The organism is Bradyrhizobium zhengyangense (genome assembly GCF_022012555.1).
Lineage (GTDB): Bacteria > Pseudomonadota > Alphaproteobacteria > Rhizobiales > Xanthobacteraceae > Bradyrhizobium > Bradyrhizobium zhengyangense.
On the sequence record NZ_JAKLTZ010000005.1, the window covers coordinates 522645 to 540521 of the forward strand.

Genomic DNA, 17877 nt, shown 5'->3' on the forward strand with positions numbered 1-17877 from the left:
TACACGTTTCTTTCTGGGCTTGAAATTCGGGTAGGTCAGCTTGCAGCCAGTTCGGCCGGAAGCCTGAATTCGATGTTTTCCTCGCGGCCCGGGAGCACCGAAACCGTCACCGGTCCGATCCGCCGCAGCGCTTCGATCACGTCATCCACCAGCACCTCGGGCGCCGAGGCGCCGGCCGTAAGGCCGACGGACCTGGCACCTTTCAACCACTCCGGATTGAGCTCGCGGCCATCGGCGATCAGATAACTCGCGACACCGGCCTCAGTGCCGATCTCGCGGAGCCGGTTCGAGTTCGAGCTATTGGCAGCGCCCACCACCAAAATCACGTCGACCAGCTTGCTCAAGTCCCTTACCGCAGATTGGCGGTTCTGTGTCGCATAGCAGATATCCCGGATGTCTGGGCCTTGAATATCTGTAAATTTGGCTTGAAGGGCCTCAATAATGCCCTTGGTGTCGTCGACCGACAGGGTGGTCTGGGTGATGTAGGCCACTGGCGTATCCGCCGGCAGCGTCAGGGCCTTGGCCTCTTCGACGCTCTGGACCAGCAGAACCGGGCCGGGAACCTGGCCCATCGTGCCCTCGACCTCGGGGTGGCCGGCATGGCCGATCAGGATCAGGGTGCGGCCCTTGGTGATGTAGCGCTTCCCCTGATTGTGAACTTTCGTGACCAGGGGGCAGGTGGCGTTCAGCACCGGAAGGTCGCGCGCGGCCGCCTCTACTTCGACGCTGCGGGCGACGCCATGGGCACTGAAAACGGTCACGGCCTTCGGCGGAACCTCGGACAGCTCCTCGACGAAGACAGCGCCTTTGGCCTTCAGGCTCTCGACGACGTATTTGTTATGCACGATCTCGTGGCGCACGTAGACCGGCGGGCCGTATTTCTCCAACGCCCGCTCGACAATCTCGATCGCGCGCACCACGCCTGCGCAAAAGCCGCGCGGCTGCGCTAGATAAACTTCCATTGGACGCCCATCACGCAAGTTGCACCAATCCGCTTATTTGTCCCCGGCGGCACCCCGATATGGGCCAACGCTGCAATATCCGCACCATTGGTGTCGCAACCGCGGTAACCGCCCACCCCATCAGGGTCTCGGCGCATGCAGGCACAGCACTTTGTGTCAAAAAATCGGCAATAAGGAAAGGTGTAAGGAGCCGCGGGTTCCGGGTAGGACCGATATGAGGTATTATAGTGCGCCATTTCGGATGAGCAAGACGGCGACGTTTGTGCTCACCCCTTCGTCACTTTGCCGCCTCAAGTCTCCGGCTATACCGCCGTCCCGCATGATTTTGCCATGGTCTTTCGCCGTTTACTTCGAACCTTGTTCCGGTGAGAACGACCCAAAACGGCAATAGGTTTCGCCCGGGAACTCCGCTAAACAGCGGGCGTTTTCGGCAGGCTGCTAACACTAGAAAGAAAAGATGCTGCAAAGCGTAGTCGTTGCCATCGTCAGGGCCTGTACCCGGTTTGCCTCCCTCGTCGTCGTTCTCGGGCTCCTGCTGGCGGTAGGGGCCGGCTATTACACGTCCCGGCACTTTGCCATCAACACCGACATCAATTCGCTGATTGCCCAGAATCTCGACTGGCGCCAGCGCGACCAGCAGTTCGATCGTGCCTTCGACCGCGATGCCACGATTCTCGCGGTCGTCGAGGCCAAGACACCGGAGATGGCGACCGCGGCGTCAGACGCGCTGTTCGCCAAGCTGAAGGACAACAAGGCCGAATTCCAGTCGATGCAGCAGCTCGGCACCGGCGAGTTCTTCGAGAAGAACGGCCTGTTGTTCCTGCCGACCGAGGAAGTCGGCAAGATCACCAGCCAGTTCGAATCCGCAGCGCCCCTGATCGAGATCATGGCCGGTGATCCCTCGATCCGCGGCCTGACTGGCGCGCTGGAGACCGGGCTTGCCGGCGTCAAGCGCGGCGAGGTCAAGCTCGACAGCACCGAGCGGCCGTTCAACCAGATCGCGGAGACCGTCGAGACCGTGCTCAGCAAGGGCAATGCGATTTTCTCCTGGCGCGAGCTCGTCAGCGACAAGCCGCTACAGGATTCGGACAAGCGGGCCTTCATCGAGTTCAAGCCGATTCTCGACTACAACGCGCTGGAGCCCGGCAAGGGCGCGACCGACGCGATCCGCAAGGCCGCGGTCGATCTCGATTTCGCGACGAAGTACCAGGCGCGGGTGCGGCTGACAGGTCCGGTCCCGATCGCGAACGAGGAATACGCGACCGTCCAGGAAGGCGCCATCGTCAACGGGGTGGGCACGGTGGTCGTGGTGCTGCTGATCCTGTGGCTCGCGCTGCACTCGTCGAAAATCATCTTCGCGGTATTCGTCAATCTCTTCGTCGGCCTCGCGCTGACGACCGCCGCCGGCCTGATGATGGTCGGCTCGTTCAACCTGCTGTCGATCGCGTTCGCCGTGCTGTTCGTCGGTCTGGGCGTCGATTTCGGTATCCAGTACAGCGTCCGCTACCGTTCGGAGCGCTACAAGCACAACGATCTCTCCGGCGCGCTGGTGCTTGCCGCGAAGCGCTCCGCAGTGCCGCTGTCGTTGGCGGCAATGGCGACTGCCGCCGGCTTTCTCTGCTTCCTGCCGACCGACTACAAGGGCATCTCCGAGCTCGGCCAGATCGCCGGCGTCGGCATGCTGGTGGCGTTCGTCTCCAGCATCACCGTACTGCCCGCGATGCTGAAGCTGCTGAATCCGCCCGGCGAGATGGAGCCGGTCGGTTATGCCTTCCTGGCGCCGCTCGATTACTTCCTGGAGAAGCACCGTGTGTTGGTCGTGGGCGGCACGTTGCTGCTGGCGCTCGCCGGCCTGCCGCTGCTCTACTTCCTGAAGTTCGACTTCAACCCGATGAACCTGCGCAACCCGAACGCGGAGTCGATCGCGACCTTCCTCGACCTGCGCAAGGATCCCAACACCGGCGCCAATGCCATCAACGTGATGGTCACGTCGGAAGAGCAAGCCAGGCAGGTTGAGGCGAGGCTCGAAAAGGTCCCCGAAGTACTGCGGGTGATGTCGCTCAACAGTTTCGTGCCTGAGGACCAGCAGCCGAAACTGAAGCTGATCGCGCAGGGCGCCAAGGTGCTGAACCCCGCGCTCAATCCGGATCAGATCGATGCAGCGCCGTCGGACCAGGAGAATGTCGAGTCGCTGAAATCCTCGGTCGACAATCTCCGCCGGACTGCGGGCGACGCCAAGGGCCCTGGCGCGGTTGCCTCGCGTCGACTCGCGGACGCCCTGGAGAAGCTCGCCAACTCGGATGAAGCGACCCGCAACAAGGCGCAGGACGTGTTCGTCGCGCCGATGAAGATCGTGTTCGACCAGCTGAGAAATGCGATGCAGGCCGGGCCGGTCACGCTGAGCTCATTGCCGCCGGATCTCGTGAGCGCCTGGAAGAGCAAGGACGGCATCATCCGTGTCGAGGCTCAGCCCAAGGGCGATCCGAACGATAACGATACGCTGCGCAAGTTTGCGGCCGCCGTGCTCGCTGCCGAGCCGACCGCGATCGGCGGACCCGTCTCGATCCTGAAATCCGGTGACACCGTGGTGAATGCCTTCATCCATGCCGGCATCTATGCGCTGCTGGTGATCGGCCTGTTGCTGTGGATCACGCTCCGTCGCATCGTGGACGTGCTGATGACGCTGGTGCCGCTTCTGGTTGCGGGTGCGGTGACGCTCGAGATCTGCGTGTTGATCGGCCTGCCGCTGAACTTCGCCAATATCGTCGCGTTTCCGCTGCTGCTCGGCGTCGGCGTCGCGTTCAAGATCTATTATGTCGTCGCGTGGCGGTCCGGCAGGACGAACCTGCTTCAGACCAGCCTGACGCGGGCGATCTTCTTCAGCGCGCTGACGACGGCGACGGCGTTCGGCAGCTTGTGGCTGTCGAGCCATCCGGGCACATCCAGCATGGGCAAGCTGCTCGCTTTGTCGCTGGTGACGACGCTTGCCGCAGTGTTGCTGTTTCAGCCGGCCCTAATGGGCAAACCCCGCAATCTCAGGGAGTAGGCAGATATCGCCGACGGGGTCAGTGGAGCTCTTCTGACCCGGCTTGGCCGCGGCGGCACTCTTCGGCGTGGTCGCGGTCGGCACAGGTGCCGCGGCAGCCGGCGCAGACTTGGGCGCCGCACCGGTGGTTTTTGGCGCGCCCTTGGCCATGGCGTTGGCGGTGCTCAGGGGAATCGGCGGACCAACGCGGGTCCAGGTCTCGCCGCCGCACAGGAAGCCCAGCACGCAACCCTTGATCTCGAGCTGGTCGGTGCCATTTGGCGTGATGGTCGCACTATACATCTGACCATCCTTGGCGTTGTAGACCTGACCTTCCCATTGCTCGGCGCCAGCCGTCTTCTTCATGTTGATCAGGGTCGCCATGCCCAGTGTCGGCCTGTTCTTTTTTGAGACATCCGGGTTGTTCTCGTCACGGCCTCCGGGCTGCTTTTCCCAGGAAACCGCGCCCCACATGCTGCCATTGCATTGCGCGACACGGATATTGGCGACGCCATCGGCGACGCGCCAATCGCCGGTGGGATCGGCGGCAAGCGCCGGTGTCAGGCCGGCGTAACCACCTGCCAGTATTATTCCGGTGTAAATGGCCAAACGCATATGTGTTCCTCGGCAGTGCAACATGGTCTAAAGCTGTGCTTGCGAAGATGGTCCGAAAAAGGGCAAAAGGCCGCACAGACCCTTTTCCGTTCGCTGATCGTTTTCAGTTGACGAAGCGGCCCTCAACCGAAGTATGTAGCGGATGATCAGTCCAAATCCAGACATGTCCCAGTTGTTCGCGGACCGTCAGGCCCAGCGCAGCACCCTGCATAATCGGTACCTGAACGAGCAGTTCGTCCGGGTTCTCAAGACCATCGGCTACGACGTCGGCTTCCAGAAGGGGCAGGGGCAGTACCTCTACGATCGCGAGGGGGCACGCTACCTCGATCTCTTGTCCGGCTTTGGCGTGTTCGCAATCGGGCGCAATCATCCTGTCATGCGCGAGGCGTTGAAAAGCGTGCTCGATGCCGATCTGCCCAATCTGGTCCAGTTTGACGTCTCGGTGCTGGCCGGCGTGCTCGCCGAGCGGCTTCTGAAATATGTTCCCTATCTCGACAAGGCGTTCTTCGCCAATTCCGGCGCCGAATGCGTCGAGGCCGCGATCAAGTTCGCGCGCGGCGCGACGGGGCGTCCCGGCATCGTCTATTGCGCCCACGGCTATCACGGCCTGACCTATGGTGCGTTGTCGCTGACCGGCGATTCGAACTTCCGCACCGGCTTCGAGCCGCTGCTGCCGGGCTGCACCTCGGTTCCGTTCAACGATCTGGCCGCGCTCGAGAAGGCGCTGGCCTCGCGCGAGGTCGCTGCCTTCGTCGTCGAGCCGATCCAGGGCAAGGGCGTCAACATGCCCTCCGACGAGTTCCTGCCGGGCGCGGCCGCGCTCTGCAAGAAGTACGGTACGCTGTTCGTCGCCGACGAGATCCAGACCGGCATGGGCCGGACCGGCCGCTTCCTCGCGGTCGAGCACTGGAACGTCGAGCCCGACATGGTGCTGCTGTCGAAGTCACTGTCGGGCGGCCACGTGCCCGTCGGCGCCGTGCTGACGCGCAAGAGCATCTTCGACAAGATTTTTAATCAGATGGATCGCGCCGTGGTGCACGGCTCCACCTTCTCCAAGAACGATCTCGGGATGGCCGCGGGCATCGCCACGCTCGATGTGATGGAATCGGAGAAGCTGATCGAGGCTGCGGCCAAGCGCGGTGCCGAGCTTCGCCTCGCGCTCACGCGTATGGTGCCCGGCTACGAGCTGATGAAGGAAGTGCGCGGCAAGGGTCTGATGATCGGCATCGAGTTCGGGCCGCCGAAATCGCTGCGGCTGCGGGCGTCCTGGAACGTGCTGGAGGCCGCCAACAAGGGCCTGTTCTGCCAGCTCATTACCGTGCCCCTGTTCAAGGACCACAAGATCCTGACCCAGGTCGCCGGTCACGGCAGCCACACCATCAAGCTGCTGCCGCCGCTCACCATCACCGAAGAAGACTGCAACTGGATCGAGCGCGCCTTCGACGACGTCATCGCCGGCAGCCACAAGGTCCCCGGCGCGATCTGGTCGCTCGGCAAGACGCTGGTCGACAACGCGGTGCGACGGTCGGCATAGACACCGAGCGGTCCGCGGCTCAGCGGAGCCAGCGCGGTACGTGAGGCGCAACGGCGAGCGTGTTGTGCTCGACATATTTGCTGCTGCCCCTCAAGATGCCGCTTCATGCGATTTGCAATTGTTCTCGTCTCGCTTCTCCTGTTTCTGACGTTCGTCGTGTCCAGCGCGCGCGCCTGGCTCAGCTACAACGGTTACAGAGAACTAATGCCGAAGCCCCGCGTGGTCGGGGCGCTTGCGGCCATCCGTGTCTCCATGCGTGCGATGCACGATCCCGGCGATCCCGACCTGTCGCGGGAGTGCCTGGCGCAGCTCAAGAGTTTCAGGATTGCAGCTCTGATCGCCGCCACGACATGGATCGCGACGGGATTATTTATCGTCACATTGAGAGCATTTGATCTTCAGCGGCTCTTCGACTGAAATCGACCGCGGAAATAAGTCTATCCCTCCACATTCGCCTTCATCGCCGCCTCGAACTTGTCGACGAACTCGGTGAGCTCGTCGCCGCCGATGTCGCTGACGGCCCAGAAGTTCAGGCCGCGCTCACCCCAGCGGCGGCAGTTGAAGCCCTGCATGGTCTGCGTCTTCGGTGGCCGATGCTCGGTGCTCGCGGTCTGCGACACGAACAGGTTGATGATGTGCTGCCGGCGCTTGTAAACGACCGCGCCGATCGCACGTGCATCAACGTAATCGAGCCGGCCGCCGACCAGCGTAAAGCCTTGCGCGGTAAGGTCGATCACCGGCGGGGCAACGTCGAGCTTGCCGTTGAACCACGGCTTGACGGTGTGCTGGTCGGTCGAGACGACGTCGATGAGATGGCCGGCCTGGAGCGAGCGCAGATGCGCGGAGACGACCTCCGAGAGGATGCGCTGCTGGTCGTCCTGGCGCAACACGACGGCGACGACGCCGGAGGCGGCGAGCGCGGAGACGGCCGAACCCATCGCAAAGCCGCGCAGCACCGAGCGTCGGCTGAGCTGCGGCCGCGCCTGCGGGAGCGAGGCCTCGATACGTGCGCGCAGGCTCGCCGGTGCCGTGTAGCGCAGCTTCGCACCGGCAAGCGCGTGCCGCATTTCGCGTTGCGCGGCAAGTTCGGCCGCGCAGGCCGGGCAGGTGGCGATATGGGCTTCGACCTCGCGCGCGTGGCCGGCATCAAGCTCGTTGTCGAGCAGCGCGTGAAGCAGGATCTTTGCTTCGTCGCAGGTCATCTCAAATGCTCCTCTTCCGCCGTCCAGGCCGCGCGCAGCATGGCGCGGGCGCGGGCGAGGCGGGACATCACGGTGCCGACGGGGGCGCCGACGGCTTCTGCAATTTCACGATAGGACAGGTTGTTGATCTCCCGCAGCACGAAGGTTTCCTTGAACGGCTCGGCCAGCGCGTCGATCATCTTGCGGATGGCGCCGGCGTCGCGATTGCGCAGCACTTCAGCCTCCGGGCTCGCCTCGTTCTCCTGCCACATCGGCGTCTGGTCGGCTGCTCCCGGCGTATCCTCGATCGCGGCATGCGAATGCGCGCGTCTGGCATATTCTGCGTTGCAGACATTGCGCAGGATCGCGAACAGCCACGGCTTCATGGCCGGGCCGCGATAGCTGTCAAAGTGCTTCAGCGCTCGCAGATAGCATTCCTGCACCGCGTCCTCCGCGTCGGAGGCGTCGCGCAGCAGATAGCGTGCGAGCGTGTAGACGTCGTCGAGATGGGGCAGTGCCGCCTCGCGGAAGCGCTGCGCCTTCTGGAAATCGTCGCTGACGGGCATCGCCTCTCGCTCTGCCTCTTGCTGCGTTTGGTACGTCGTATCGCCTTGGGGCCTGACCGAAGGCACGCGAGCCCGGCCGGCGTGTGACCACCGGCCGGGCAAGACAGAGATGCCTTGGTTGGAGACGTTACTCAACCTTGATCATCCCGGTCATGTGCGGGTGCAGCGAACAAAAATACTTGTAGTCGCCCGCATCGGTGAAGGTGAACGAGAACTTGTCGTCAGTGTCCAGGGCCTTGGACCGGAACTTGCCGGCCGACACCACGGTGTGCGGGATGTCGTCCCGGTTGGTCCAGGTCACGGTCGTGCCGACCTTGATCTTGAGTTCCGCCGGCTGGAAGACGAAATTGTCGATATGCACCTCCATGGCGTTGTCGTCGGCACGGGCAGTCGTGATGGGCAGCAGGATGGCCGCGGCCACAGCGACGGAGAAGTCGCGGCGATTGAGCGTCTTCATTGTCAGCTTCTCTTCAACCTTGAATCAACCTTGGAGCGGCGTGTCGATGATGGCGAGCCGCTGCTCGTTTTGCTTGAAGTTGATGCTGGCGACCCCGAGCATCGATCGGAGCTTGGCGTCCTCGACCTTCATCGGCCCGGGAGAGGGGGCGGCACCCGGCGCCGGTTGCGGGAAGGCGGTCGAACGTGCGGTGTGGAAGGTGACGTTGCCCTCGACCTTCTGCATCACCTGGTGGATGTGGCCGTTCAGCACGGTGACCGAGCCGAAGCCCTTGACGTATTCAAGCGCGCGGCCGCCATCCTCGGTGCCCCAGCCCCATTCCGGATAGACGGTCCAGAGCGGAATGTGTGCAAATAAGACGATAGGTGTGGATTTCGACTTGCCGCGAAGGTCGTCCTCGAGCCAGGCGAGCTGCTCGGTGCCGAGATTGCCGAGGCCGCCGGCCTTGAGGTCGACGACGTTGACGAGGCCGACGAAGTGCACACCGCCGGCGTCGAAAGAGTACCAGCCCGCGCCCTTGGTGCCGCGACCGTAGCGGTCGCGATAGAACTTCACCTCCTCGTCGAGGAAGTCATGCTCGCCGGGCACGTAATGCACGTCCAGCTTGGACTGTGAGATGATGCGGTCGGCGTTGTCGAACTCGGACGCCTTGGACAGATGGGTGATGTCGCCGGTGTGGATCATGAACGACGGCTTGGTCGGCATCGCATTGATCTTGTTGACGGCTTCTTCCAGCGTGCCCAGCGCATTGGGGTTCGCCGGCTTGTCGAAGCCGACATGGCTGTCGCTGATCTGGAGGAAGGTCATGCCGGGCGCGGCGGCAGTTGCGGCCTCAGCGGAATCGATGATGCCAAGCGAGCGCGGCACGCCGCCGGTAATGGTCCAGAGCACCCCGGTGCCGGCCCACGTCATGCATTCGAGCACCTTGCGGCGGCTGACGCCGTCGTCCCCGTGATCGTGTCCGCTCATCGCAACGTCTCCTTTGGCCCGGAATTGGGCTTCGGGGAGTTGATCGGGGGAGGGGGAGACTTATTCCCGGACGCGATGACGTTTTCGTGAGGTGGGGTCACATACGCCGGGCGGGGGATAAGAGAGCTGAACGGCGACCTACGCCGAAAATTCCCGGATCGCCCGCGCCACGAGCGCGGGAGCTTCCTGCACCACGCAGTGGCCGGCGCCTTCGAAAACGAGCGTTTGGGCGTGCGGGATGAGGGCCAGGGCGTGCGTCGCCATCTCCTTGTAAATCGGCCACGACATCTCGGCGGTCGTCACCATCACGGGGCACGCGATCTCACTGAACCAGGTAAAGGGATTGCCGCGGGGGTCGCCGACATAAACCTGTTCCATCACCTCGTAGATCGGACGCAGCATGGCTGACTCGATCTCCGGCGTGCAGCAAAGGCGCACCCGCCCATTGTCGAGCGGCGTGAAGCCGTGCCGGACATAGGCCCAGAGCGAAGCCTCGGTCCAATCCACAAAGGCGGGAGCCGCGCGGTAGCGTTCGAAGACAGCGTCGGGACTGTCGAACTCGGCCTGCCAGCGCAACGCGCCTTGCACGCGGGACAGCGATTGCTCGCTCAATCCGACTGATGGATCGCGCGCCGCGAACGGGTTCATCGCGGTCGGCTCCATCACGAACAGGCGCGTGAAGCATCCCGGCACCAGCTTCGCTGCCAGCAACAGGTCGGTTGCGCCTGCGCTGTGGCCGATGCCGTAGACGTTACGCAAGCCGAGCGCGTCGACCACCCGGCAGATGTCGTCGGCATAATCCGCAAAGTGATAGGTGCGGGGCTTGTGGCTGGCGCCGTGGCCGCGACGATCGAGCCCGTAGACGGTGTAGGTCGACGCGAGCTCGCGCGCGACCTCGTCCCAGACGTCGGCGACGAAGCCGGTGCCATGCACGAGCAGGGCAGGCGGCTTGCCGCGCTCGCCCCATTGCAGCATGGCGATCTCTGCGCCGGCGGGGCCGATGGAAAAGCGCTGAGGGATCATGGTGACGGGATGCTACTTCGCATCCTCCAGGATCATCGTGGCCCCCTTCTCGGCGATCATCGCGGTCGGCGTGTTGGTGTTACCCGAGGTGATGGTCGGCATGATCGAGGCGTCGACGACACGCAGGCCGCCGAGTCCATAGAAGCGCAGGCGTTCGTCGACCACGGCCATGGGATCGTTCGCCGATCCCATCTTCGCCGTGCCGACGGGATGGAAGATGGTGGTGCCGATGTCGCCGGCGGCATTCGCCAGCGAGGCATCGTCATCGCCGACCGAGGGGCCGGGCAGATATTCCGTGGGTCGATACTTCGCGAGCGCCTTCTGCTGCATCAGGCGGCGCGTGGTGCGGATCGCGTCGGCGCCGACCTGGCGGTCGTCGTCGGTCGACAGATAGTTCGGCGCGATGATCGGCTTGTCGTCAGGGCCCGCCGAGCGCAGGCGCACGGTGCCGCGCGAGGTCGGCTGGAGATTGCAGGCGCTCACCGTGATGGCGGGGAAGCGGTGCAGCGGATCGCCGAACTTGTCGAGCGACAGCGGTTGCACGTGGAACTGGATGTTGGCGCGCGCACGTGTCGCGTCGGAACGCGTGAAGATGCCGAGCTGCGACGGCGCCATGGTCAGCGGACCACGACGGCGGAAGGCATAGTCGAGACCCATCAGGCCGCGGCGGAACAGGTTGTAGTAGGTCTCGTTCAGCGTCCGCACCCCCTCGACCTTGTAGATCGCACGCTGCTGAAGGTGGTCCTGCAAGTTGCGGCCCACGCCGGGCTTGTCCATCACGATGTCGATGCCGAGCGGCGACAGCCAGTCAGCCGGCCCGATGCCGGAGCGATGCAGTACCTGCACCGAGCCGATCGAGCCGGCCGAGAGGATCACCTCGTGCTTGGCGCGCGCCTCGACGATCTCGCCGTTCTGGATGAAGCGCACGCCGACGGCGCGGCCTTGCTCAATGACGAGACGATCGACCAGCACATGCTTCTCGAGCCGAAGGTTCGGGCGGTTCAGCGCCGGCTTGAGGAAGCCGCGCGCCGACGACCAACGCCGGCCACGCTTCTGGTTGACGTGGAAATAGCTGGTGCCCTCGTTGTCACCGGTGTTGAAGTCGGGAATGCGCTTGATACCCATTTCCTCTGCAGCATCGCCAACGGCATCGAGAACGTCCCAGGACAGTCGGGGCGCCTCGATGCGCCAGCCGCCGCCGGCGCCGTGATGCTCGCTGGCGCCGAGGAAGTGATCCTCCAGCCGCTTGAACAGCGGCAGCACGTCATCGTAGCCCCAGCCGGTCATGCCGAGCTGGCGCCAGTGATCGTAATCGGCGGCCTGGCCGCGCATCGAGATCATGGCATTGATCGCCGAAGAGCCTCCGATCACCTTGCCGCGGGGATAGGCGAGCGAGCGGCCGTTCAGGCCAGGGTCGGCCTCGGTCTTGAACATCCAGTCGGAGCGAGGATTGCCGATGGCAAAGAGGTAGCCGACCGGAATGTGGAACCAGATCCAGTTGTCGTCGCCGCCGGCCTCGAGAATCAGGACGCGGTTTCCGGATACGGCCGACAGCCGGTTGGCGATGATGCAGCCGGCCGTGCCGGCGCCGACGATAATGTAGTCAAAATCACCTTCGAGCCGCCTTGGCATTCTGCTTTCCACCCCCGGATGGTCTCCAAACGCGTTCCGTCCTAATAGGCAGAGGGACTGGGCCGGGACAAGCCCGGCCATGCCGAACGGGCAGGGCCAGCCCCGTTCTCCGGCAGTTAGGTGGACTGGCGCTTGCATGGTAGACGGGCTTGTATTTCCAACAGAGCTCGAGATCCTCCATGCCCATCGTGAACCGCGTCGCCGACCTCCAACCCGATATCCAGACCTGGCGGCGGGACATCCACCAGCACCCCGAGCTGCTGTATGATGTCCACCGCACCGCAGCATTCGTGGCGGATCGCCTGCGCGAGTTTGGCTGCGATGAGGTTGTGACCGGCATTGGCCAGACCGGCGTGGTCGGCGTGATCAAGGGCAAAAAGCCCGGCCGCGAGGGGCTCAAGGCGATCGGCATGCGTGCCGACATGGACGCGCTGCCCGTCGACGAGCAAACCAACCTGCCTTACGCCTCGAAGACCCCCGGCAAGATGCACGCCTGCGGCCACGACGGCCACACCGCGATGCTGCTCGGTGCCGCGCGCTATCTCGCCGAGACCCGCAATTTCGCCGGCGACGCCGTCGTGATCTTCCAGCCGGCCGAGGAGGGCGGCGCCGGCGGCGCGGCGATGGTCAAGGACGGCATGATGGAGCGCTTCGGCATCGAGCAGGTTTACGGCATGCACAATGGTCCCGGCATTCCGATCGGCTCCTTCGCGATCCGGCCCGGCCCGATCATGGCGTCGACCGACGAGGTCGATTTCATAATCGAGGGCCTCGGCGGCCATGCCGCGCGTCCGCACAAATGCGTCGATTCCGTTCTCGTGGGTGCACAGCTGATCACCGCCTTGCAGTCGATCGTCTCGCGCAGCGTCGATCCGCTGGAATCGGCCGTGATCTCGATCTGCGAATTCCACGCCGGCAATGCCCGCAATGTCATTCCGCAAACCGCGACGCTGAGAGGCACGATCCGCACGCTGACAGCTGATGTGCGCAAGCTGGTCGAGAAGCGCGTGCGCGAAGTCGTGGCGGGCGTCGCCCAGATCACCGGCGCAAAGATCGACCTGCAGTACAAGCGCGGTTATCCTGTCGTGAACAATCACGCCGCAGAGACCGAGGTGGCGACGCGCATTGCCAGGCAGGTCGCGGGCGATACCAATGTGCTGGAGATGTCGCCAATGATGGGCGGCGAGGACTTTGCCTACATGCTGGAAGCGCGACCGGGTGCCTTCATCTTCTGTGGCAATGGCGACAGCGCCGGCCTTCATCACCCCGCCTACAATTTCAACGACGAGGCGATCGTGTTCGGCACGTCCTACTGGGTCAAGCTGGTCGAGGAGCAGCTCGCGGCGTCATGACACGCTGAACCGAGGCACGAATGAAAAGAGCCCGTGCAGCGCACGGGCCCTTTTTCTAGGCATGTCGTGTCGCGGCTCAGAACACGTGCGAAAACAGATAGTACAGCACGCCCGAGATGATCATCGCGGCCGGCAGGGTCAGCACCCAGGCCATGGCAATGTTGCGAATCGTCGCCCATTGCAGGCCCGAGCCGTTGGCGGCCATGGTGCCGGCGATGCCCGATGACAGCACGTGAGTAGTCGAAACCGGCAGGCCGTAGACGTCGGCGGCAGCAATGGTGGCGGCCGCAGTAATCTCGGCGCAGGCGCCTTGCGCATAGGTCAGGTGCGTCTTGCCGATTTTCTCGCCGACGGTGACGACGATACGCTTCCAGCCAACCATGGTGCCGAGGCCGAGCGCGATGGCGACCACGATCTTCACCCAGCCGGGGATGAACTTCGTGGCGCTGTCGAGCGAGCCCTTATAGGCGTTGAGCACGGCAACGTCGGCGGCGCTGAGCTCGGCTTCCTTGTCCTTCATCAGGTAGCGCAGTGCTTCCGATGCGAGGTACATGTCGTTGCGGGTGTTGCCGACGAGGTCGGCAGGCACCTTGGCGAGCGAGCCGTAGGTGCTCACCTGCTTGGCGATGTCGCGCACAAGTACGGCGAGCGACGGGAACGTACCGGCGTTGACCTCGTGCTGCGCGACAAAGTTGGTCACGGCCGGCCGCGGATTGCCGATCACGCTGTAGCCGGCGGCCTTACCCTCGATGATCTTGCTGGCGGCTTCCGAGTTCTGAATGAACGCGGCGATCTGGCTCTCCGGCAGGGCGCGGTTGAGCGCGTAGGCGGTCGGCACGGTGCCGATCAGGATCAGCATGATCAAGCCCATGCCCTTCTGACCGTCATTGGAACCGTGGAAGAAGCTCACCAGCGTGCAAGTCAGGATGAGAATGCCGCGGATCCACCAGGGCGGCGGCTGGTCGCCCTTCGGTTCGCCGAACAGAGCGGGTGTGGCGCGCAGCAGCACGGTGCGAAGGATCAGCAGCAGGCCGGCGGCGAGCGCGAATCCGAACAGCGGCGAGAGCAGCAGCGCCTTGCCGATATTGGTGGCTTGGGACCAGTCGACGCCGGTGGTGCCGCTGCGGCCATGCAGGACCGCGTTCATGATGCCGACGCCCATGATCGAGCCGATCAGGGTGTGCGAGCTTGAGGCCGGCAGGCCGAAATACCAGGTGCCGACGTTCCAGATGATGGCGGCGATCAGCAGCGCGAACACCATCGCGAAGCCGGCGCTTGAGCCGACCTGGAGGATCAGCTCGACCGGCAGCAGCGAGACGATGCCGAACGCGACCGCGCCGGAGGACAGCAGCACGCCGAACAGGTTGAACATGCCGGACCACACCACCGCGACATGGGCGGGCAGCGAGCGGGTGTAGATCACGGTTGCGACCGCGTTGGCGGTGTCGTGGAAGCCATTCACGAACTCGAAGCCGAGTGCGATCAGGAGCGCGACGAAGAGCAGGAGGAAGGGGGCGAAGGCCTTGACCTGCACGCCGGACGCATCAACGTCGACCCAGATGCTGTAGGCGACGAACAGCAATGCGGCGGCGATCACCCCCATGTAGATCACGCCGGTGAGGGGATGAAATCCGCGATTGAGGTCTGGCCCCTTACTCAAAGCAGGCTCAATCGAGCCCGGCAAAGCAACGTCACTCATTGGAAATTCTCCTGTCCCAAGGCCTCGATTTTGCGCGCGGCATGTGACAGGCGGTTGAAATGGCGGAAGGGCCGCCGAAATGACGTGAGTTCTCCACGGCTTGTTGCCGTGCATCGGAGCTGCGTCAGGCGGCGCGCGCGGCTTTCTTCTGCAACGCGGCGACGATCTTCAGGTCTTCGACAAAGCGCTGATATTCCATCATCTTCGCCTCGGGATCAGGTAGCCGCAGCAGATAGGACGGATGCACCGTCACCAGAGCCTTGCGTCCGTCGGGGAGGTCTATGAGCCGGCCGCGAGTCTTGCCGATGGGCGTGATCTTGCCGAACACGCTTTGCGCAGCGGTTGCGCCCATCGCCACGATGAGCTCGGGCTGGATTGCCGAAACTTCCCGCTCATACCATTGCCGACAAGCTTTGATCTCCGGCGTTGCCGGCTTCTGGTGCAGGCGGATCTTTCCGCGCGGCACGAATTTGAAGTGCTTCACGGCGTTGGTGACATAGACCTTCTTGCGATCGACGCCGGCCTCCGCAAGCGCGCGGTCGAGCATCTGGCCGGCCGGGCCGACGAAGGGATGACCGGCAAGGTCTTCCTTGTCGCCCGGCTGCTCACCGACCAGCATGATGGTGGCGTGCTTCGGGCCTTCGCCGAACACGGTTTGTGTTGCGTCCTTGTAGAGCGGGCAGGCGCGGCAATGCGCGGCCTCCTCGCGGAGGGCTTCGAGATCATCGGCAGCCGTCTTGCGTGTCATCGGGGCCTCCGGCCGCTTCTGAGGCTTGTGCGGATCGGTCGCGGCATTGGCGATCATAGCACCGGTCATGCGCTCCGCGTCCTCGATCAAGGGCTTAATGATCGAGGCCTCGGGCAGGTTCCTCCAATATTTTTTCGGCATCTCCGTCTGCATCGCTTTCACCTTGAGCCGTGCCGGATTGAAGATGCTGGCGTAATAGCGCCGCCAGGTTTCCTCCAGCCGGTCTTCGCTTGGCGCCTCGCTCTTGCTCACGCCAGGCGTGAATGAGAGCGCGTGGCCATCCCAATGCGCGCAGAGATCGGGCGTCAGGATCGACCAGGGCATGTCGGCAAAGCGTCTTGCGAAGAATGGCGCGGCGAGCTCGACGATGTGATGTTCCGGCTCGAACCACGCGACGTAATGCGCGGCGCGTTCCCGGCCGATCTCGCGAAAGCGCACGAAGGCGTGCATCTTGTGCTCGTCGCGATGGACCGCGCGTGCCATCGCCGTCACCAGCGCGATGTCGGGATCGGTCGCGACCTCGATGAGATCGTGATGGTCCTTCAGCCGCCAGAGCAGGCGATAGAGAATCGCAAAGCGCTCGCGATCGCGATGCAGGATTGCCGATTTCGCGAGATCGACGAATTTGCCTGATACATTGAACGTGCCGTCATTCACTTCGAGGATCGGCGACGGTGCGGGCGGCGCAAACAAATCGGCGTCGTCGCCTTGCACGGCCCAGGTGACATCGGCGGGCTGCACATGATGAAGCACGAGGCTGCGTGCGGCTTTGCGCCAGCCGTCGAAATCGGTTTCGCTGTCGAGGGTGATGTACTGCATCAGAATCCAAACCCCAATTGCGTTGCTTTCGGCTTGAATCGTTCGATCAGCCCGGCAGCATCGAGACGATGCGGCGTAGGGTGATGATCGCTGAGGATGATGAACGGCAGCGCTTTGTGACGGGGCACGTGTAGCCGCGCCAGATCGGAGAGGCGGATCGTGGTGGTGCGCCGCGTCGCGATAATGCGCTCGACCGCCTTGGTACCGAAGCCTGGCACCCGCAGCAGCTCCTCGCGGCTGGCGCGGTTGACGTCGAGCGGGAAGCGGTCGCGATGGCGCAGCGCCCAGGCGAGCTTGGGATCGATGTCGAGCGGCAGCATGGCGCTGTCGTCGACGATCTCCGCAACATCGAAGCCGTAGAAGCGCATCAGCCAATCGGCCTGGTAGAGCCGGTGCTCGCGCAGCAGTGGCGGCTTGACCAGAGGCAAAGCGCGGCTGGCGTCCGGGATCGGGCTGAAGGCGGAATAGTAGACGCGCCTCAGTCGATAGGAGCCGTAGAGATTGGCACTGGTATGGAGAATGGTGTGGTCGTTCGCGCTGTCTGCGCCGACGATCATCTGCGTGCTTTGTCCGGCCGGCGCGAAGCGCTGCGGCTTCGCTCTCGTTTTCGCGGCGCGATCGTCCTCGGCCTCGTCCAGCTTGAGTCGCAGCCGGCCCATGGTGCGGCGGATCGCGCGCACGTCCTTCTCCGGCGCGAATTGCTGCAAGCTCGCCGCTTCGGGCATCTCGATGTTGATGGAAAGACGGTCGGCATATTTGCCGGCTTCCGTGATCAGCGCGTCGTCGGCCTCCGGAATGGTCTTGAGATGGATGTAGCCGCGGAAGTGATGTTCCTCGCGCAGTTTTCGCGCGACGCTCACCACTTGCTCCATCGTGTAGTCGGGGCTGCGAATGATGCCGGAGGAGAGAAACAGTCCCTCGATGTAATTGCGTCGGTAGAAGTCCAGCGTCAGCTTGACCACCTCGTCGACGGTGAAGCGGGCGCGCGGCACGTTGGAGGAAGCGCGGTTGACGCAATAGAGGCAATCGTAATTGCAGGCGTTGGTCAGCAGCACCTTGAGCAGCGAGATGCAGCGTCCGTCCGGCGCGTAGGAATGGCAGATGCCCATGCCCGGCGCGGTCGAACCCATGCCCTTGCCGTCGCTGGAATCCCGCTTCTCGGTGCCGCTGGAGGCGCAGGACGCGTCGTACTTGGCGGCATCCGCGAGAATTTCCAGTTTGCGTTGTACGTCCATGTTTGAATCTCTTTGATTCCGCTCATGAATCTTTGGCGCGCCAATTCGATTGACTCTTCG

15 protein-coding genes are annotated in these 17877 nt (G+C 63.6%); 4 read left to right on the forward strand and 11 right to left on the reverse strand.

Annotation, left to right across the window (positions count from 1 at the left end; genetic code table 11):
* Positions 1-35: 35 nt before the first annotated feature.
* A complete protein-coding gene (gene ispH, locus L6639_RS22520; protein WP_237863891.1) occupies positions 36-962 on the reverse strand; it encodes a 4-hydroxy-3-methylbut-2-enyl diphosphate reductase in 927 nt (308 codons plus the stop codon).
* 457 nt (positions 963-1419) lie between these two features.
* Here ispH and hpnN point away from each other — a divergent pair, with 457 nt between their 5' ends.
* The gene (gene hpnN, locus L6639_RS22525; protein WP_237863816.1) at positions 1420-4008 is read left to right on the forward strand and encodes a hopanoid transporter HpnN; all 2589 of its coding nucleotides are present in this window, start codon (positions 1420-1422) and stop codon (positions 4006-4008) included.
* Here the strand turns inward: hpnN and L6639_RS22530 are convergent.
* Positions 3976-4602 carry a DUF2147 domain-containing protein gene (locus L6639_RS22530; protein WP_237863817.1) on the reverse strand — a complete coding sequence of 209 codons (627 nt, stop codon included), beginning with the start codon at positions 4600-4602 and terminating at the stop codon, positions 3976-3978. The genes hpnN and L6639_RS22530 overlap by 33 nt on opposite strands.
* Positions 4603-4744: 142 nt before the next feature.
* Here L6639_RS22530 and hpnO point away from each other — a divergent pair, with 142 nt between their 5' ends.
* Positions 4745-6136 carry an aminobacteriohopanetriol synthase HpnO gene (gene hpnO, locus L6639_RS22535; RefSeq protein ID WP_237863818.1) on the forward strand — a complete coding sequence of 464 codons (1392 nt, stop codon included), beginning with the start codon at positions 4745-4747 and terminating at the stop codon, positions 6134-6136.
* 105 nt (positions 6137-6241) lie between these two features.
* Positions 6242-6553 carry a hypothetical protein gene (locus L6639_RS22540; RefSeq protein ID WP_237863819.1) on the forward strand — a complete coding sequence of 104 codons (312 nt, stop codon included), beginning with the start codon at positions 6242-6244 and terminating at the stop codon, positions 6551-6553.
* 20 nt (positions 6554-6573) lie between these two features.
* On the opposite strand, the gene L6639_RS22545 is transcribed toward L6639_RS22540, so the two are convergent.
* The 6 genes from L6639_RS22545 to L6639_RS22570 all read right to left on the reverse strand — a co-directional run bounded on the left by L6639_RS22545 (position 6574) and on the right by L6639_RS22570 (position 11964).
* The gene (locus L6639_RS22545; protein ID WP_237863820.1) at positions 6574-7338 is read right to left on the reverse strand and encodes an anti-sigma factor family protein; all 765 of its coding nucleotides are present in this window, start codon (positions 7336-7338) and stop codon (positions 6574-6576) included.
* The gene (locus L6639_RS22550; protein ID WP_237863821.1) at positions 7335-7883 is read right to left on the reverse strand and encodes a sigma-70 family RNA polymerase sigma factor; all 549 of its coding nucleotides are present in this window, start codon (positions 7881-7883) and stop codon (positions 7335-7337) included. The genes L6639_RS22545 and L6639_RS22550 overlap by 4 nt, the downstream gene beginning before the upstream one ends.
* Before the next feature lie 127 nt (positions 7884-8010).
* Entirely contained in the window at positions 8011-8340 is a 330-nt protein-coding gene (locus tag L6639_RS22555) for a cupredoxin domain-containing protein (RefSeq protein WP_237863822.1), read from the reverse strand.
* Between the two features lie 24 nt (positions 8341-8364).
* Positions 8365-9309 carry a metallophosphoesterase family protein gene (locus L6639_RS22560; RefSeq protein ID WP_237863823.1) on the reverse strand — a complete coding sequence of 315 codons (945 nt, stop codon included), beginning with the start codon at positions 9307-9309 and terminating at the stop codon, positions 8365-8367.
* Positions 9310-9447: 138 nt separating this feature from the next.
* Positions 9448-10332, reverse strand: a complete 885-nt coding sequence (locus tag L6639_RS22565; protein ID WP_237863824.1) for an alpha/beta fold hydrolase — start codon at positions 10330-10332, stop codon at positions 9448-9450.
* A gap of 12 nt (positions 10333-10344) precedes the next feature.
* Complete coding sequence (locus tag L6639_RS22570) at positions 10345-11964, reverse strand: GMC family oxidoreductase (protein ID WP_237863825.1); 1620 nt, start codon at positions 11962-11964, stop codon at positions 10345-10347.
* Between the two features lie 179 nt (positions 11965-12143).
* On the opposite strand from L6639_RS22570, the gene L6639_RS22575 reads away from it, so the two are divergent.
* Positions 12144-13316: a M20 aminoacylase family protein gene (locus L6639_RS22575; protein WP_237863826.1), complete on the forward strand. Its 1173-nt coding sequence runs from the start codon at positions 12144-12146 to the stop codon at positions 13314-13316.
* A 76-nt stretch (positions 13317-13392) separates the two neighbouring features.
* Here L6639_RS22575 and L6639_RS22580 read toward each other — a convergent pair whose 3' ends face one another.
* The 3 genes from L6639_RS22580 to L6639_RS22590 form a co-directional block, all read right to left on the reverse strand.
* A complete protein-coding gene (locus L6639_RS22580) occupies positions 13393-15015 on the reverse strand; it encodes an inorganic phosphate transporter (RefSeq protein ID WP_237863827.1) in 1623 nt (540 codons plus the stop codon).
* A gap of 124 nt (positions 15016-15139) precedes the next feature.
* A complete protein-coding gene (locus L6639_RS22585) occupies positions 15140-16582 on the reverse strand; it encodes a UdgX family uracil-DNA binding protein (RefSeq protein WP_237863828.1) in 1443 nt (480 codons plus the stop codon).
* Positions 16582-17817 (reverse strand): putative DNA modification/repair radical SAM protein, encoded by a 1236-nt coding sequence (locus L6639_RS22590; protein ID WP_237863829.1) that lies wholly within the window; start codon positions 17815-17817, stop codon positions 16582-16584. Before L6639_RS22590 ends, L6639_RS22585 begins: the two co-directional genes overlap by 1 nt.
* Between the last annotated feature and the right edge of the window lie 60 nt (positions 17818-17877).

What these genes read in the sequence shown, in the direction of transcription:
- L6639_RS22585 (WP_237863828.1), bottom strand. Translation starts at nt 16,582, where the DNA reads ATGCAGTACATCACCCTCGACAGCGAAACCGATTTCGACGGCTGGCGC.
- L6639_RS22580 (WP_237863827.1), bottom strand. Translation starts at nt 15,015, where the DNA reads ATGAGTGACGTTGCTTTGCCGGGCTCGATTGAGCCTGCTTTGAGTAAG.
- L6639_RS22545 (WP_237863820.1), bottom strand. Translation starts at nt 7,338, where the DNA reads ATGACCTGCGACGAAGCAAAGATCCTGCTTCACGCGCTGCTCGACAAC.
- hpnO (WP_237863818.1), top strand. Translation starts at nt 4,745, where the DNA reads ATGATCAGTCCAAATCCAGACATGTCCCAGTTGTTCGCGGACCGTCAG.
- L6639_RS22590 (WP_237863829.1), bottom strand. Translation starts at nt 17,817, where the DNA reads ATGGACGTACAACGCAAACTGGAAATTCTCGCGGATGCCGCCAAGTAC.
- L6639_RS22555 (WP_237863822.1), bottom strand. Translation starts at nt 8,340, where the DNA reads ATGAAGACGCTCAATCGCCGCGACTTCTCCGTCGCTGTGGCCGCGGCC.
- hpnN (WP_237863816.1), top strand. Translation starts at nt 1,420, where the DNA reads ATGCTGCAAAGCGTAGTCGTTGCCATCGTCAGGGCCTGTACCCGGTTT.
- L6639_RS22560 (WP_237863823.1), bottom strand. Translation starts at nt 9,309, where the DNA reads ATGAGCGGACACGATCACGGGGACGACGGCGTCAGCCGCCGCAAGGTG.
- L6639_RS22565 (WP_237863824.1), bottom strand. Translation starts at nt 10,332, where the DNA reads ATGATCCCTCAGCGCTTTTCCATCGGCCCCGCCGGCGCAGAGATCGCC.
- L6639_RS22540 (WP_237863819.1), top strand. Translation starts at nt 6,242, where the DNA reads ATGCGATTTGCAATTGTTCTCGTCTCGCTTCTCCTGTTTCTGACGTTC.
- ispH (WP_237863891.1), bottom strand. Translation starts at nt 962, where the DNA reads ATGGAAGTTTATCTAGCGCAGCCGCGCGGCTTTTGCGCAGGCGTGGTG.
- L6639_RS22530 (WP_237863817.1), bottom strand. Translation starts at nt 4,602, where the DNA reads ATGCGTTTGGCCATTTACACCGGAATAATACTGGCAGGTGGTTACGCC.
- L6639_RS22575 (WP_237863826.1), top strand. Translation starts at nt 12,144, where the DNA reads ATGCCCATCGTGAACCGCGTCGCCGACCTCCAACCCGATATCCAGACC.
- L6639_RS22570 (WP_237863825.1), bottom strand. Translation starts at nt 11,964, where the DNA reads ATGCCAAGGCGGCTCGAAGGTGATTTTGACTACATTATCGTCGGCGCC.
- L6639_RS22550 (WP_237863821.1), bottom strand. Translation starts at nt 7,883, where the DNA reads ATGCCCGTCAGCGACGATTTCCAGAAGGCGCAGCGCTTCCGCGAGGCG.